The sequence below is a fragment of the Nonomuraea rhodomycinica genome (genome assembly GCF_013363995.1).
In the GTDB taxonomy this organism is placed as follows: Bacteria; Actinomycetota; Actinomycetes; order Streptosporangiales; family Streptosporangiaceae; genus Nonomuraea; species Nonomuraea rhodomycinica.
Genome location: NZ_JABWGO010000001.1, coordinates 1,172,464 through 1,187,211 on the forward strand (window position 1 = coordinate 1,172,464; position 14,748 = coordinate 1,187,211).

The window sequence follows — 14,748 nt, forward strand, 5'->3', positions numbered from 1 at the left end:
TTACGGGCTCGTCGTCAGCGCCGGGTTCGTTTCGACGACGCCGTCGAGCGCCTGATCGACGCGGCCCAGAAGTCCGGCGTCGAGCCGGACGCCGGCCGCTCCGGCGTTCTCCCGCACCTGCTCGGGCCGCGACGCCCCAATGATCGCCGAGGCCACGTTGGGGTTGTGCAACACCCAGGCCAGCGCGAGTTGTCCCAGGGAGAGCCCGGCCTCGTCGGCCAGGGGACAGAGCCGCTGCACCCGTGCCAGTACGTCCTCACGCAGGAAGGGCTGGACGAAACTGCCCGCACCGCTCACGTCCGCGCCGCGCGATCCCGAGGGCGGTGGTCGCCCCGGCCGATACTTGCCTGTCAGCACGCCCTGCGCGAGAGGGGACCAGGCGAGCTGCCCGATCCCTTCTCGTTCGCACGCTGGTACGACCTCGGCCTCGATCACCCGCCACAACGCGCTGTACTGCGCCTCGTTGGAGACCAACGGCACGTGCAGGTCCCGGGCGAGTGCGGCGCCCCTGGTGATCTGCTCGGCCGTCCATTCGGAGACGCCGACATAGAGCACGTGGCCCTGCCGGACCAGGTCGGCAAACGCCAGCATGGTCTCCTCCAGCGGGACCGTCCGGTCAAATCGATGCGCCTGGTACACGTCGAGATAGTCGGTGCCCAGCCGTCGCAGCGACGCGCGCGCCGACTCCATGACGTGCTTGCGGCCAAGGCCTTTGTCATTCGGCCCGCCCGGCCCGGTGGGCCAGAACACCTTCGTGGATATCTCCAGACTTTCCCGCCGCTGTCCTTTAAGAGCGCGGCCGAGCACGGACTCGGCTGCGGTGTTCGCGTACGCGTCCGCGGTGATGAACGTGGTGATGCCCACGTCCAGCGCCGCCGCGACGCACGCCCGCGCCCGTTCTTCCTGGTCCGCGGCGTCGTGAGAGAGCCAGTGCCCGTAGGAGATCGCGCTGACGGAGAGGCCGCTGCGGCCAAGTCGACGAAATTCCATGCATTTACGGTAGCCCCCTATTTCGAGCGTCCACGCCTCCATGGAGCCGATTTGACAAATTAATTCGAGGCGCTCTGAGGGTAAAAGAAGAGAGCACGGAACGGCGAATATGTCAAATTCCTGCGGGAGATTCATGGGATCGGTTCGAGAACGACACCGGCCTTGAACTCGGCATGTGCTTGTCGGCTCAGGCGAGCGCCACCCGACACATCACCCTTGCCATGCTCGCCCTGGCCTGCGACAGCGGAACAAGGCCACGCCACGGGTCCGCCACCTCGACCTCGACGCAGCGGACCTCGACGCTCCCATCGAGCGGCACAGCGGTACGCACACCCGACGGCCTCGTCCGGACCGCTCTTCCGCGGTCCGGCAGCCACTCACCCGACGTCAAGCCCGCATGCGGCTACTCTGATCGGCCGGCGGCCTGTTCGCACGTGTTGAAGTACTCGACCTCGTGGAGGTATCTCTTCCACTCGTCAGGACTCAACGGTCCGCGTGCCCGGTCGCAGACCGCCGTGGCGACTCGCTCACCGTCGAGGACATGCGCGCGCACCACGCCGTCCGGCGTGGCGCTGAACAGCGTCCGGCCATCCGCGCTGAACGCCAGCGTCGCGCTGCTCTCGAAGCCCACGTCGGTATGGCCGTCGAAGATCATCCCGAGGGGTTGCCGCGTGTCCGCGTCCCACAGCCGGATTCTGTCGCCGGCTGCGTACGTGGCGATGGTCCGTCCGTCCGGAGACCATACGAGGGTGTAGAACCCACCCTCACCCACAGCCGGAAACCGGAGGCCGCTGGTGCCGGTGAAGTCCGGATTCCAGAGCGACAGTGGCTCGCCGTCCATGCTGACGGCCACGCGTCCGCCGTCAGGGCTGAACGCGTACGGCCCGCTGGGCAGGCTTCCCGCCCCTTCCGGCCGCGGCAACCGGGCGCCGCGCAGCGGGTCCACCAGCGTGATCTCGGGTGCGGATCCGGCCACCAGCAGCTTTCCGTCAGGACGGTAGGCCATGTTCTCCGATCCGTTCACATCCTTCACCGTCCTCACCGTGGAGGAGGCCGGAGTCCACAGTTCGAGCGGGGAGGACATGGCCCCGTCCACCGTCCAATGAGCGGGAGCGACTGCGAGCGTGGTGCCGTCAGGACTGAAGGCGAGACCGGCGACGCTGTCCGCCTGCTTGCTCGCGACCCGGACAGAGCTGATCGGCAGGGCTGTGGACGTGTCCACGACCACCACCCCGGCGTGGGCGCCGGGGGATTCCGCCGTGCGTATCATGCCGCCTATGGCGAGTTTTCTCCCATCCCTGCTGAAAGCGAGCGCAGGACGGTACAACGCCCCTTCGTCCACCTTGATCGGTTGACCGATACTTCTCCGACCGGCCACGTCCCATAACCGCACCTGGCCGGCTCCGTACAGGGCGACTATCCGACCCCCCGGTCCGAGGAGGGCTTTGCCCCCAGCTGTTCCGGGCAGGGCGGGGCGGTCTTGCAGGCTCCTCAGATCCATCGTCGACACGGTGCTCGTCAGGCGGATCCTCATGACGTGGTCCGGCTCATCGAAACGGACCTGGTCGATCGGCGCGCCGAGTTCGCGCCGCACGACTTCCTGGCCGTCCGTGAGTCGCCGCACGGTCAGGCTCTTCGAGCCCTCACCTCCGTAGGCGAGAAACCGGTCGTTGTAGCCGAAGGCGTAGATCTTCCCTGCCGGTCCCGCTCCGTCCCCCTTGAGCGCGGCTCCCGAGGGCACCTGTCTCAACAACAGCTTGTATCCCGCCACACCACCCTGACCAGGCAGAGGAGGGACCGATGCCGTGACGGCCAGTGTCCGGCCGCTATCGCCGAACACGGCATCTTGGACGTTCTTCTTCTGAGGCAGCCAGTCCGCCGGGAGCACTCGGTTCGTCTTCAGGTCCCACAGCTCCGCCCGTCCGTCTCCGGTGGAGAAGACGACGCCCAGGGTGCCGTCGGCGTTCACCGCGTCCACGCCCGCGCCGGATCCGGCACGGATCTGGCGACGGGTGGCCAGGTCCCACCAGTGCGCACCGGTGCGGCTGCGTGAGAGGTCGGGGACGGAGAGAAACCGCCCCGTGGGGTCGAAAGCCAGTCTGTCCGTGTTGCCCCGGCTCGCTCCGCTCGCGAAGCCGTCCCCCATCGCCGTACCGGTCGGGACGTCCCACAACCGCACCTGGCGGTCATCCTGGACCGCCAGGACCCGTCCACCGGGACTCAGCGCCCCCATCACCGCCGTAGGGCTCACGCCCGAGAACTCGCCGACCTTTCGGTGTTCGCGTACGTCCCAGAGCCTCGCCAGACCGGCCCTGATGCTCACCAGCGTGCGCCCGTCCTGGCTGGTCGCGTAGACGGTGTCGGCGGTCACATCGGGATCGGTGAACGAGTCGAGTCCACCGTCCGACAGCGAGTCGTACAGGCCGCCGAGCGACTGGGGGATCGAGGGGCTGAGCCGCCATGCCGCCACGCTCAGCCGCATGGCGAGCCGGGGGTCACGCCGGCGCAGGTCGGCCGCGCGCAGCAGGAGCGATCGAGCCGTCGCCTCGTCGCGCTGGCGGCTGGAGACGTCCCGCAGGTGCTCCGCCAGGCCGAGCCCGCCGAGCGTCGCCACGAGCAGCACGACGAGCGTGGCGGCGATCAGGCCACGGCGCTTGGACTGCCGCCTGGCCTGCTTGGCCGCGACATCGAGGAACTCGCGCTCCAGCGCCCGCAGCGTGATGTCCCGGCGCTCGGTGGCAGCCCAGCGCAGCGTCCTGTCGAGGCTGGAGCCGTGCAGCAGGTCGGCGGGCTTGCGGCCGTGCTCGTCCCAGAGCCGGGCGGCCGCGCTGAGCCGCCGATGGATGTGCAGGCCCGCGCGGTTGTCCGCCACCCAGTGCCGCAGCCGCGGCCATGCCTGCATCAGAGCTGGGCTGGCCAGGGTGTAAGCGGAGTCGGCCTCGGTGATGAGACCAGCGGCGACGTACACGGACAGCAGTGACTCGACAGGGCCGGTCGCCTCCAGCTCGTCGCGGGTGACGTGCCTGATGGTCTCGTCGTCCTCCTCCGTGAGACCCACCATCCGGAGGAAGAGATCGGGTGCGACGGTCCGCTCCCCGTCGGAGAGCTCCTCGAACAGCTCCTCCGCGATGGTGCCCAGGTCTGGCTCGGTCGGTAGCGGCGCCCGCACCGCCGCGGCGACGCTGCCGCCCTCCACCAGCAGCCGGTCGTCGTCGCGGACGTCGAGCAGGCCGAGCAGAACCGCTCTGGCCGAGGGCCGCTCATCCGGATTCCTGGAGGTCGCCGCCGCGACCAGCCCACCGAGCGGCTCGGGCAGGACGCCCGGATCGGGCCGGAAGCCGAGCACGGTGTTGACCACCGACAGCGGCTCCTGCCCCGGGATCGGGTCGCGGCCCAGTGCGGCGAAGAGGACGACCAGTGCCCAGGCCCACATGTCGGCGGCCGCCGCGACCCCGCTCCCCGCGAAGACCTCCGGCGCCATGTAGTTGGGCGTGCCCATGATCGGACCGGTCGTCGTCAGTGGCCCGACCTCTCGGGCCACCCCGAAGTCGATCACTCTCGGTCCGTCAGGGCCCAAGATGATGTTGTCCGGCTTGAGGTCGCGATGGACGACGCCCACTTCGTGGATGGCCGTCAGCGCGGTGGCGACACCGATGGCCAGCCGCCGCAGCGCGTCGCCTCCGTACGGCCCGGCCTCCCCGACCACCTGGCGCAGGGTGGGTCCGGGCACGTACTCGCTGACGATGTACGGCTCGGCGACGTCGGTTCTGACCTCGATCACCCGGGCGGTGCAGAACGACGACACCCGCTGGGCGGCTGCCGCCTCCTTGCTCAGCCGGGCGCGCGAGGCGGCGTCGCTCAACCTGGGCACCTTGACCGCCACCCGCTGGCCGGCCTCGCCGTAGGCCTCGTAGACCACGCCTTGGCCGCCCGCGCCCAGCCGTCCCGCCAGCCAGTAGCCGCCGAGCCGGTGCGGATCCGAAGGGGTGAGCGGAACAGGCGACATGTGTGAAATTCTGGGTCGTCCGTTGATCTTCCGCTTGCCGTCCGAGGATTTAGCCATGGAATTTCGGATCATGGGCGCACTGGAGGTGCGTGACGGTACGAGCAACCGTACCCCCACCGCGGCCAAGCATCGGGATCTCCTCGCGGTGCTCGTGCTCAACGCTCGAAGGCCCATGACGGTGGCGCGGTTGCGGCAGCTGCTGTGGCCGCACGAGGACGGCGAGCGATCCGACTCGCTTGTGCGCGGGTACGTCGGCCATCTCAGACGACTTCTCGGCAAGGACGTCATCACCACGGTGTCGGGCACGTACACCCTGGCCGTCGATGCCGACCAGGTGGACGTGGAGCGCTTCAGGCGGCTGGTGGAGCGCGGCGTGACCGGATCCGGTGCTCAGCGCCGCGCGAGCCTGAGCGAGGCGCTTGCCCTGTGGCGGGGGGTGGTGTTCGAGGACGTCGATCCGGACGGAACCCGCTGGCGTGAGACGGCGCGGCTGCGCGAGGAGTTGGAGGAGCTACGCCTGCTCGCCGTGGAGCGCCGCATCGACCTCGACCTGGAGGAGGGGCGTCACCGTCAAGTCATCGCCGAGCTGCGGCGGCTGGTCGGGCAGCACCCGTTGTGGCAGCGCTTTCGCGGTCAGTGCATGCTCGCCCTGTACCGCAGCGGGCGCAGGGTCGAGGCGCTGGAGATGTATCACGGGTTACGTGAGGTGCTCGACGAGGGTCATGCCATAGCCCCCGATCCCGAGCTGCAACACCTCTACCACCGCATGCTCCACGACGATGTCTCGTTGCACGTCTCCGTCGGGCCGCCGGTGCTCGTGCCGCACGACGTCTCCGACTTCACGGGCCGTCAGGACCTGCTCGGCATCCTGGACGAGGCGATGCTCGACGGGACCAGGATCGTGATCCATGGCCAGGCCGGAGCGGGCAAGTCGGCGCTCGCCGTGCACGCCGCCTGGCGTCACAAGGAACGCTTCCCCGACGGGATTCTCTACGCCGACCTGCGCGGGGAATCCAGTGCTCCGGCCGCGGTTGCCCAGGACTTCCTGCGCTGGCTCGGCTGCCCCGCCCAGACGATCCCGGCCGGCGCCGACCAGCGGCAACAGCTGCTGCGCGCCTACACGGCCAACCGGCGGCTGCTCGTGCTTCTCGACAACGTCTCGGACGAGGAGCAGGCCCGTCCCCTGCTGACCTCGTGCGCGACGGTCATCACGAGCAGGTCCGCCCTGGGTGGGCTCACCGACGCCACCCGGCTGCACGTGGGCGTGCTGGACGACGACGCCGGCGTCGATCTGCTCGTCAGGTTGGTGGGCGCCGAGCGGGCGAAGGCCGATCCGCTGGCGACCGAGCGGCTCGCCCGCTTCTGCGGCGGCCTGCCGATAGCCCTCCGGATCGCCGGATCCCGCCTGGCCGCGCGCCCCAGCTGGACGGTCGACCACCTGGTCCGTCTGCTGGAGGACGAACACGGGCGCCTCGACCACCTGCACTCCGGCGATCAGACAGTTCGCAGCGTCTACTCGATCGGCTACGAAGGGCTGCCGGAACCGGCCAGGCGCGCGCTGCGCCTGCTTGCCGCGCACTCCGCGCCCGACCTCGCCGACTGGGTGGCCGAGCTGTTCGGCGCCCAGGCGGAGGCGCTGGTCGAGGCGGGCCTGTTGGAGACGCACGTGGTCGACGTGGCGGGTCAGCTCCGCTATCGGCTGCACGATCTGACCCGCCTGTACGCGCGGGAGCGGCTGCTTGAAGAGGAAGGGATCAGGAGGCCTCTCGCGGATCTGCTGGCTGTGGTGACGACCCGGGTGCGCGCATCGCGCTTCCCCCTGGTCTCCGGCGATCCAGCCGTGGCCCTTCCCTTCGCGACCACGGACATCAGGCAGTCGGTGGAGTGGCTGCTCGCCGAACGCGCCTTCCTGGTACGCCTCGTCGCGGACCTCCACGAGGCCGAACTGTGGGACGGCGCCTGGCGGCTCGCGCACCTGCTCACGCCGTTCTTCGAGCGCCACCGGTTCCTCGACGACTGGAACTCGACCGCCGAACTCGCGCTCGATGCCGCCCGCCGAGCGGGTGACGCCCGAGGCGAGGCGTTGACGCTGCGCGACCAGGGCGACCTGCACCGCGCCGAGCGGCAGTGGGAGCGGGCGCAGGACCGGCTCAAAGTGGCGCTGGGCATGTTCCTGCGTCAGGGCAGCGCTTCGGACGCCGCTCACACCAGGCGCCGGCTGGGATCGGTCTACCTGGAACAAGGCCGGCTGGCCGACGCCGAGCGGAGCCTCACCGCCAGCCTCGCCGCGTTCGGCGGCGACGCGCGTGGCTCCGCCGACGCCCGCGGCGCTCTGGGCGCCGTCCTGCGCAGGGCCGGCCGTCTGGACGAGGCGGCGACCCAGCTGGAGACCGCCGCCGCGCTGCTCGCCGACCTCGGCGACCGGCACAGGCGCGCCGACGCGCTGCTCGATCTGGCCGCGGTACGGCTGTCACAACACCGGATCGCCGACGCCAGACAGAGCAGCCAGGAGGCGCGAGGGATCGCGACACGCCTGGGCGACCGCCTGCTGGACGCGCGATCACTGATGACGCTGGCCGAGGTCAGCCTGGCCGAGGGCGCCTCCGGTCGGGCGCGTGAGCTCGCCGAGGAGGCACGGAAGATTTTCGACGCCTTAGGTGACCAGCATGGCCGAGCGCGCGCCGCCCACGTACGCGACCAGACCGAATAGCTCAGAACGAGCGCCACCACAACCGCACGACCGCGGGATGCATCAGATCGCGATGGTGCTGCGCGCGTGGATGGCCGGCTTGGCCGAGCGTGAGCAGCCCCTGCCCGTTCTGGACGGCCGTATCGTCAGCGCTCTTGACGTGCTCGGTTCACAGCCCGATGTTGGACTTGGCGCCCATGTAGGAGCCGGCTTCGGGGAATCCGGCCTGGGCGAGCTCGGTGAAGCGGCGGCTGAATCCCAGCGACGGCAGGTCGCCGATGGGCACGAACCGCACGCCCCGGATCGGTCTGGTGTCCGCGCCCTCGTCGATGGCGCCGAGGCTGCCGCCGGTCCGCGTCGCCTCGAAGGTGATGTGAACAACGTGGGTGTCGCCGCCCGGCAGGTGGTCGCACAGGTACAGCAGCCGGCCGACGTTCACCTCGACGCCGGTCTCCTCCCGCATCTCCCGCGCCAGCGCCGCATTGAGAGGCTCGCCGTGCTCGACCTTCCCGCCGGGCAGGGACCAGGTGCGGCCGGTGTCGGTGTCCTGGTCCAGCAGCAGAATGCGATCGTCCTCGATCAGGACGCCGGTGACGCGTACCTTCAGCACCCGGGCAACGTACCGCAGCCCGCCGTGGCAGAGCCGGCCATCCGCCCGGCCCGCGTCGTGGTCGCCGCCGGAGGGTCGGGAACGCGGGTCGCCTCCTGGGCGCGCTACCTGCCCAAGGAGTGGCTTCCGGTCGCCCGCCGAGCGCCGAAACTGGACGGGCACACCGCCTACGGGCGTGCGGTGGGCCATCCGATTGCCGTCGATGCACCACCGCAGGGACTGGAGACCGACTGGGTGCCGTCGACGCCGAACGCACTCACCGACGTCGAGGAGCTCGCCGCACTGTGCTCCTTCGCCGTCGAGGTCGGCGCCCAGTACGTGCTGATGAACCCGCTCTCGTCGTTCGGCCATCGACGTCGTGCACATCTCGTTCCCGCAAGCGGTCACAAGCCTGTCTCAACCGTCCTCCAGCGGCAGCCCGAAGCGGCGCACCCGCTCGGCCTCCGCTGTCCGTCCTGCTTTCGCCAGGGCGGTGGCCAGCCTTCGGGCGGCGGGCTCGTCCCCCGCGTCGACTCGGGCGCGCAGTTCCTCGAACCGCCCGTGCTTGCCCAGCAGGTCTGCCAGATGTGCGGCGGCAGCCCAGTCGCCGGCGTCGGCGCGGGCACGCAGTTCCTCCTCCTGTCCGCAGATGGCCAGGAGGCCTGCCAACGGTCCATGGGCGAGCCAGCGGCCGGCGTCTGCTTGTGCGCGCAGGTGAGCAAGCGCCTCCTCTGCCCGATCCTGCGCGAGCAGCAGACCGGCCAGCTGTGTGGCAGCGTCCATGTCGTCGGGGTCGGCGGTGCGCAGGACGGTCATGGCCTCTTCGGCGTGCCCCTGCTTGGCCAGCAGCTCGGCCAGCCGCTTGACGGCGTATTGGTCGCCAGTGTCGGCGCGGGCGCGGAGTTCTCCTTCCCGTCCCTGCTCGACCAGTAGTTCCATCAGACGTTGGGCGGCGGAACTGTCGCCGGTGTCGGCGCGGGCACGAAGTTCGGCCTCGCGGCCGTGCGCGGCGAGCAGAGTGGCCAACTGCGCGGCGGCTCCCCCGTCGTCGGGGTCGGCGGTGCGCAGGATGGTGATGGCCTCTTCCACATGCCCGTGCTCGGCGAGCAGTTCGGCCAGCCGCTCGGCGGCGTGCCGGTCGCCGGCGTCAGCACGGGCTCGGAGTTCTTCTTCCCGTCCCTGTTCGGCTACCAGGTCAGCGAGTCGGTGAAGGGCGAACCGGTCGCCGGCGTCGGCGCGGGCACGTAGTTGGTCCTCCCGTCCGTATCGGACCAGAAGGTCGGCCAGATCCTGGGCAGCGTACCGATTACCGGCGTCGGCTTGACTGGTCAAGAGGGCTATCGCCTCTTCCATGCGCCCGTGTTCGGCCAAGAGGTGGGCCAGCCGGTCGACGGCGGGCAAGTCACCGGTGTGCGGCGACGATGGCAGGACCTGAAGGACGTAGTCGTACAACAGCCGATTGAGGGCCGCCACACATGTTCTGACCTGGTCGTCCGGATCGGTCAAGTGGGAAGCGAGAGCGTGCCACGTGGTGGCGGGTACCTTGGCGGTGCGGCGCCGTTCTCCGAGGTGCTGTTGCAGGTAGTCGGCGAGCTGGTAGCCCACCGGGCGGCCCATCGTCCCCGGAGCAGCGATGGGGGCCAGCACAGCGGCCGCGCCGTGGAGTTCCTGGGTCAGGTACGCCAGCGACGCCTCGAACCAGTTGGCTGGGGCGTTGCCGCGCTGGCGGGCGTCGCAGTAGCCAGGGGCGGCCTCCCGCAGCAGCTCGGCGCTCAGTGGCGAGCGTACCCCCAGGCGGGTGGCATCGACGGCCGCGGTCAGCACCGCGGCCGCGTACGGGTCGGCGCCGCGCCAGCGGTCGATCAGCTGCGGGGCAGCGGCGATGACCTGGAACAGGCCGTAGTCGTCCGACTCCAGTCCCAATGTGATGCGCGCGTCTCCAGCTTCGGCTGCGGTACGGGCGCGTTCGTGCTCAGCAGGACTCAGCTCGGCGTCGAGGTGGACGACCTCGGCCGGGCCGAGCAGCTCGCGGGCGTCGGCGTGCGGGTCGGGCCGGTCGGGCTTGGGCGGCTGGGTGTAGGTGGTGTACCGGTCGGGCCACAGAGTGGCGATCAGCACCGCGCGGCGGTGCAACAGGGTGCGGACCGTGGCGGCGGTCAACGGGCGGGAGCCGTCGAGGTAGCGCTGCAACTCGTCCAGCCACACCACCAGCCGCTCCGGCCCCGCAGCCGCGGCCTGCTCGATGTGGCGGGCGCCGGCCGGATGCAGCAGCCACCACTCGGGCAGCAGGTCGCGGATCGCCTCGTAGGCGCAGCGGGTCTTGCCCACCGAGGAGCCGCCCACCAGGACCACCAGGCCGCCCCGCTGTGCGGCCTGGTCGACCAGCTCTCGCACGCCGCGCGGGCCGTCGTCGACGTCGCGCTGGATGTAGGCCGGCAGGTCCTCGGCGGCGCCCGGGGCATCGATCGGCGCATGCACACCCAGGCGTCGCGGATCGGCCTGCGCCACCCTGATCAGCCCGTCGAGATCCGGGTCCGCGGTCAGGGCGCGCCGGCGCGCCTGCCGCCAGGCCGCCCGGTCCTCGCGCGGTACGCCGCAGGCCCGCAGGAACACCTCCAGCGTCTCCTCGCTGGGCCGGCCCTTGCCGAACATGTCCGTCAGCGTGGCCTTCGGCAGCCTGTCCGGCCGTGCGGCCCGGTGCAGCTCGGCGTAAGAGCGCCCGCCGGCCATCTCCTTCAACGCGAGCGCGAGTTCGGCCGCCGTGTGCACCTGGCCCGGATCGGGGGCCATCGCCTCTCCTTCCCCTGACATGCGCGGCGCGAGGCCGTCCGGCTCCCTCTCCGGACGATGCCGAACGCCTCCCCGCAGACGACCAGCGCTGCCGACCTTCTGCTGCTCAGCCTCTCTCTCCGATCACAGCGGTGCAGGCGTTTGTCCGGATCGGTACGCATCTGCTGCCGGACCCCCGCCATCCCCGATCCCCTGAGGCTCCAACGGTCCACAGCGAAGGAGCCCGCCATGCAGGACCTGCCCCACTGGATCCCCCTGGCCGTCAGCGCCCTGAACTTCGCCACCGCTCTGGTCGGCTGGGCGGCCGGACGCCGACGCCGGAGCCGCCCGCGGCGCTCCACCAAGCCGGCGGCGAAGAGGCAGTGCCGGCGATGATCGGGCGCTACGGGAGGTGAGAATCGAGCAGCGGCTTTCGAGGGTCCCGTTTCCGCATGCCGGAGGTTGTACGCAGCCCTCGATGGGTGCTGCCCGAACTACGGCTGGCGCACATTTCTGCCTGGCTCTCCCGGATTTCCGCCCGCTCGTCCGGCGCCGGCCGGGCCCTGCTGTCCGCCGCCGTTGGGCCGCTTCTGGGGAAGCACCGGTCCAGGCGGTGCTGTCTGCGGCAATCCCATCGGCGGTACCTGCCGAGCGGCGGCCGCGGACAGGTCCAGCAAGCCCCTGGAGAACGTCCACCGGTGAAGGAGACGTGGCTGTCGGCGAACGTCGCGCCGGTGAAGAAGACGTCGCCGACCGGAGAACTTCGCGCCAGCGAAAGAGACCTCGCCATAGCCGCGTGTGTCGTCCGGGTACGGCTACCTGCTGCCGCACGACGTCGGCACCCGCAACCCGCTGGCCGGCCTCACACGCCCGCCGGTCGACCGCGACCACGCCACCACGCCACCACGCCACCACGCCCAGCCTGTCGCGCGCGGAGGCTGACGGCCGACCGGACCCTGGCGCCCGAGATCGGCCGGCGCGCCTCCTGGGAGCGCTTCACCGAGACGACCGGCGCGCTGCGCGGCCGCCGCGCGAGGGGAAGGCGGTCTTCGACCTCCAGTGACGCCGGTACCTGGTGCGGTCTCGTCTCGGCCGCTCGGCCAACCGCGCCACTACCGCGATACCGCCAGGTGCCGGCCCTACGCCTGCTCCTTGTACACCGCCTCGACGTTGTTGCCGTCCGGGTCATCGACGAACGCGCAATAGGCGCGGTATTCGGGCCAGAGCCGGGGTTCGTGCCGGGACTTGCCGCCTGCCGCCAGCGCGGCCTCGTGGAAGGCGTCGACCGCGGCCCGGTCGCGGGCGGTGAACGCGATGTGCGCACCGCGTGTCACCGTGGCGTCGCCAACGGGATACAGACCGAAGGAAGGGGTGTCCACCTCCTCTTCCCAGAACTCCGTTCCGCCGTCAGCCGCCTCTCCGACAACCCCCAGAGGCTTGAGCGCGGCGGTGTAGAAGCGCGTGCTCGCCTCGAGGTCCGCGGCGATGAAGGTCACGTGGTGGATGAAGGGCCATCGTTCTGTCATGACCGCCGAGTCTACGAGAGCCGGCACCGAATCCTGCTGCCAGGCCTCATATAGCTCGCGGAGCATGAATCTGCCATGGCGCTCGCTGAACTCCCGACGCCCTGCCTCGCGCAGCACCGTCCGGATGACCTCAGCGTCCCGGTCCCACGCCATATCTGGGGTGATGTCGTGATCTTCACCGCCGCCACCGCGGCCCGAATCGGTGAGACCTCGGGCGTGCGGGTCGGCGACCTCGACGCCCGCCGCATGGCCGAGGTGGACCACGAGCCGTCCGCCAGGCTGTTCACCGGCCCTCGCGGCGGACGCAGCGCCACCGCCGTGCTGCGGGATGCCACGCACTGGGACGAGGTGGTCACCAGTCTCGGGTTCGAGCACCTGCGGCGTCACGATCTGCCTCACACCGGACTGACGTGGATGGCCGAGGCGGGTGTCCCCGTACGCGTGCTCCGCAAGATCGCTGGTCACGGGTTGCTGAGCACGACCCAGCGCTGCCTGCACCCGAACACGCGGTCGATCCCAGTTCAAGATCGCGATGGGTTTCCGCTGGTCAAACGCCTAGCACCGGTAGCGCATCACGTTCGTACCGGTGCGTGAAGCGCGTGTGGTCCCAAACTGGTCCCAGTACTTGTGGGCGGCTCACAGCAGGCAGGCGATCTCGGGATGCCTGAGATCACTTCGGAGAACGCGCCAACTCCGTCCTCGGCTGGTGGCTCGAAGAGTGCGCTCTCTTCCCGGTTCGAGTCACGGATACGACAGACGACTACGGCAAGCGTGCTTCTGCTGGCGGCGACAGCTGCAGTCGTCTCGTTCCGGCACATGCATGAGCCGGCCCTGAAGCACGGCGAAGACGAGATCGCAGCAGCCCTCGTCCCCCTCCCGGTCGACGGAACCATCGTCGTCGCCTCCATGTCCCTTCTGCTGGCCAGCCGCGCCGGCCGCCGTGGCGGCGCACTGCCATGGATCATGCTCGTCATTCGTCGCCCGCCTGATCGCCGGCTGGCCGAGCTTCGCCCTCATCGGCGCGCGTACGAAATACTGATGAGCCAGGTCAGGATGCTCACGCAACGTGGGTCAGATACGGACGCGGGAAAGCACTGTCATCAACGCACTCCCCCATCCCGCGCGGAGCCCGCTCGCACACTCCAGCTCACGGCCTGGCAATGGGCGCAGGCGAATCGCGATCAGCAAGGCAGGATTCCAAGCGGCTTGGCAATAGCTCAAAACTTCGGCCGCTCACCACGTTGGGGACGCCTCGTCAAGAGAGCAGGCAGTAGCTGATCCGATGTGAGCCCGGCCTTCTCGTCCTGGTCGGCGACGGCCTTGCCGGCCGACGTCAGCCGGCCCGGCGGGCGACGTACAGGATGCGTTCGTGGTCGGTCTCGTCGGCCGGGTCCCGCGTCGACGTCCCCACCAGCCCGTGGGCGGCCACGACGTGCAGTCCGGACTGCTCGGCCACCTTGCGCACCGTCCGGTCGGAATGGTGCTGCTGCACGTGGCGCATCGACAGCCGCTCCCAGCCCGCGCCGTTCCGTTCGAACAGGTCGAACTGCGTGACCACGACCGCGTCGGCCTCGATCCGCGGGGACTGTGCGAACCAGACCACGTACCGGTCGCCCCGGTCGGCGACCGTGGGGACGCTGAACATGCGGCGGTAGTAGCCGATGGTGTTCAGGTCGAAGACCAGCACCCCGTCCTCGGCGAGCTGGTCGCGAGCGGCCGTCAGCGCCTGTCGCAGCTGGTCCGTGCCGGTCAGGTACGCCATCGGCACGTCCACGCAGGCGACCACGTCGAAGCCGGTCAGCCCGGGTGGGGGCTCCTGCAGCCGTCCCACCAGGAACCCGATCTCCTCGGCCCCGGGCCGGCGGCGGGCCATCGCGACCATCGCGGGGGACAGGTCGTAGCCGGTCACCTCGAACCCGCGCTCGCGGAAGGCCACACTGCTGCGGCCGGTTCCGCAGCCGGCGTCCAGCAGCCGCCGACCGCCTGATCCGTACCGATCGACCGCCTCCACGAAGCGGGCCACGAGGCTGGAGGTGTCCATCCGCGCGTTCAGCTCGTCGTAGCGGGCCGCGATGCTCTCGTAGGCGGCCAGCGTCTCATCCACCTGCGACATGTCTGCCTCCTGGGGGCGGGTGCCCCGCCTCGTCGGGAGCGGAGCCGTGCCGGGCCGTCGGGCCCG

General features: G+C 70.3%; 11 protein-coding genes. 5 read left to right on the forward strand and 6 right to left on the reverse strand.

The window, feature by feature from the left end:
• Positions 1-990 (reverse strand): aldo/keto reductase family protein, encoded by a 990-nt coding sequence (locus HT134_RS05425; protein WP_175599095.1) that lies wholly within the window; start codon positions 988-990, stop codon positions 1-3.
• Between the two features lie 403 nt (positions 991-1,393).
• A complete protein-coding gene (locus HT134_RS05430; protein WP_175599096.1) occupies positions 1,394-4,996 on the reverse strand; it encodes a WD40 repeat domain-containing serine/threonine protein kinase in 3,603 nt (1,200 codons plus the stop codon).
• Here HT134_RS05430 and HT134_RS05435 point away from each other — a divergent pair.
• Positions 4,977-7,706 carry an AfsR/SARP family transcriptional regulator gene (locus tag HT134_RS05435; RefSeq protein WP_175599097.1) on the forward strand — a complete coding sequence of 910 codons (2,730 nt, stop codon included), beginning with the start codon at positions 4,977-4,979 and terminating at the stop codon, positions 7,704-7,706. The genes HT134_RS05430 and HT134_RS05435 overlap by 20 nt on opposite strands.
• A gap of 148 nt (positions 7,707-7,854) precedes the next feature.
• Here the strand turns inward: HT134_RS05435 and HT134_RS05440 are convergent, their stop codons facing one another.
• Both HT134_RS05440 and HT134_RS05445 read right to left on the reverse strand, forming a co-directional pair.
• Positions 7,855-8,295, reverse strand: coding sequence for an NUDIX domain-containing protein (locus HT134_RS05440; protein ID WP_312887983.1), 441 nt, complete (start codon positions 8,293-8,295; stop codon positions 7,855-7,857).
• Between the two features lie 396 nt (positions 8,296-8,691).
• The gene (locus tag HT134_RS05445) at positions 8,692-11,064 is read right to left on the reverse strand and encodes a tetratricopeptide repeat protein (protein ID WP_175599098.1); all 2,373 of its coding nucleotides are present in this window, start codon (positions 11,062-11,064) and stop codon (positions 8,692-8,694) included.
• A 228-nt stretch (positions 11,065-11,292) separates the two neighbouring features.
• On the opposite strand from HT134_RS05445, the gene HT134_RS05450 reads away from it, so the two are divergent.
• Both HT134_RS05450 and HT134_RS05455 read left to right on the forward strand, forming a co-directional pair.
• Positions 11,293-11,439: a hypothetical protein gene (locus tag HT134_RS05450; RefSeq protein ID WP_175599099.1), complete on the forward strand. Its 147-nt coding sequence runs from the start codon at positions 11,293-11,295 to the stop codon at positions 11,437-11,439.
• 402 nt (positions 11,440-11,841) lie between these two features.
• On the forward strand, positions 11,842-11,985 hold the full coding sequence (locus HT134_RS05455; protein ID WP_175599100.1) for a hypothetical protein: 144 nt from the start codon (positions 11,842-11,844) through the stop codon (positions 11,983-11,985).
• 197 nt (positions 11,986-12,182) lie between these two features.
• On the opposite strand, the gene HT134_RS05460 is transcribed toward HT134_RS05455, so the two are convergent.
• The gene (locus HT134_RS05460) at positions 12,183-12,569 is read right to left on the reverse strand and encodes a VOC family protein (RefSeq protein ID WP_175599101.1); all 387 of its coding nucleotides are present in this window, start codon (positions 12,567-12,569) and stop codon (positions 12,183-12,185) included.
• A gap of 75 nt (positions 12,570-12,644) precedes the next feature.
• On the opposite strand from HT134_RS05460, the gene HT134_RS05465 reads away from it, so the two are divergent.
• Positions 12,645-13,163 carry a tyrosine-type recombinase/integrase gene (locus HT134_RS05465; protein WP_175599102.1) on the forward strand — a complete coding sequence of 173 codons (519 nt, stop codon included), beginning with the start codon at positions 12,645-12,647 and terminating at the stop codon, positions 13,161-13,163.
• A gap of 66 nt (positions 13,164-13,229) precedes the next feature.
• Positions 13,230-13,847 carry a DUF2637 domain-containing protein gene (locus tag HT134_RS05470; protein ID WP_281387372.1) on the forward strand — a complete coding sequence of 206 codons (618 nt, stop codon included), beginning with the start codon at positions 13,230-13,232 and terminating at the stop codon, positions 13,845-13,847.
• 55 nt (positions 13,848-13,902) lie between these two features.
• Here HT134_RS05470 and HT134_RS05475 read toward each other — a convergent pair whose 3' ends face one another.
• The gene (locus HT134_RS05475) at positions 13,903-14,682 is read right to left on the reverse strand and encodes a class I SAM-dependent DNA methyltransferase (protein WP_175599103.1); all 780 of its coding nucleotides are present in this window, start codon (positions 14,680-14,682) and stop codon (positions 13,903-13,905) included.
• Positions 14,683-14,748: the final 66 nt, after the last annotated feature.

Coding starts and splice junctions, on each gene's coding strand:
- HT134_RS05425 (WP_175599095.1), bottom strand. CDS start 990: ATGGAATTTCGTCGACTTGGCCGCAGCGGCCTCTCCGTCAGCGCGATC.
- HT134_RS05430 (WP_175599096.1), bottom strand. CDS start 4,996: ATGTCGCCTGTTCCGCTCACCCCTTCGGATCCGCACCGGCTCGGCGGC.
- HT134_RS05445 (WP_175599098.1), bottom strand. CDS start 11,064: ATGGCCCCCGATCCGGGCCAGGTGCACACGGCGGCCGAACTCGCGCTC.
- HT134_RS05450 (WP_175599099.1), top strand. CDS start 11,293: ATGCAGGACCTGCCCCACTGGATCCCCCTGGCCGTCAGCGCCCTGAAC.
- HT134_RS05460 (WP_175599101.1), bottom strand. CDS start 12,569: ATGACAGAACGATGGCCCTTCATCCACCACGTGACCTTCATCGCCGCG.
- HT134_RS05465 (WP_175599102.1), top strand. CDS start 12,645: ATGGCGCTCGCTGAACTCCCGACGCCCTGCCTCGCGCAGCACCGTCCG.
- HT134_RS05470 (WP_281387372.1), top strand. CDS start 13,230: ATGCCTGAGATCACTTCGGAGAACGCGCCAACTCCGTCCTCGGCTGGT.
- HT134_RS05475 (WP_175599103.1), bottom strand. CDS start 14,682: ATGTCGCAGGTGGATGAGACGCTGGCCGCCTACGAGAGCATCGCGGCC.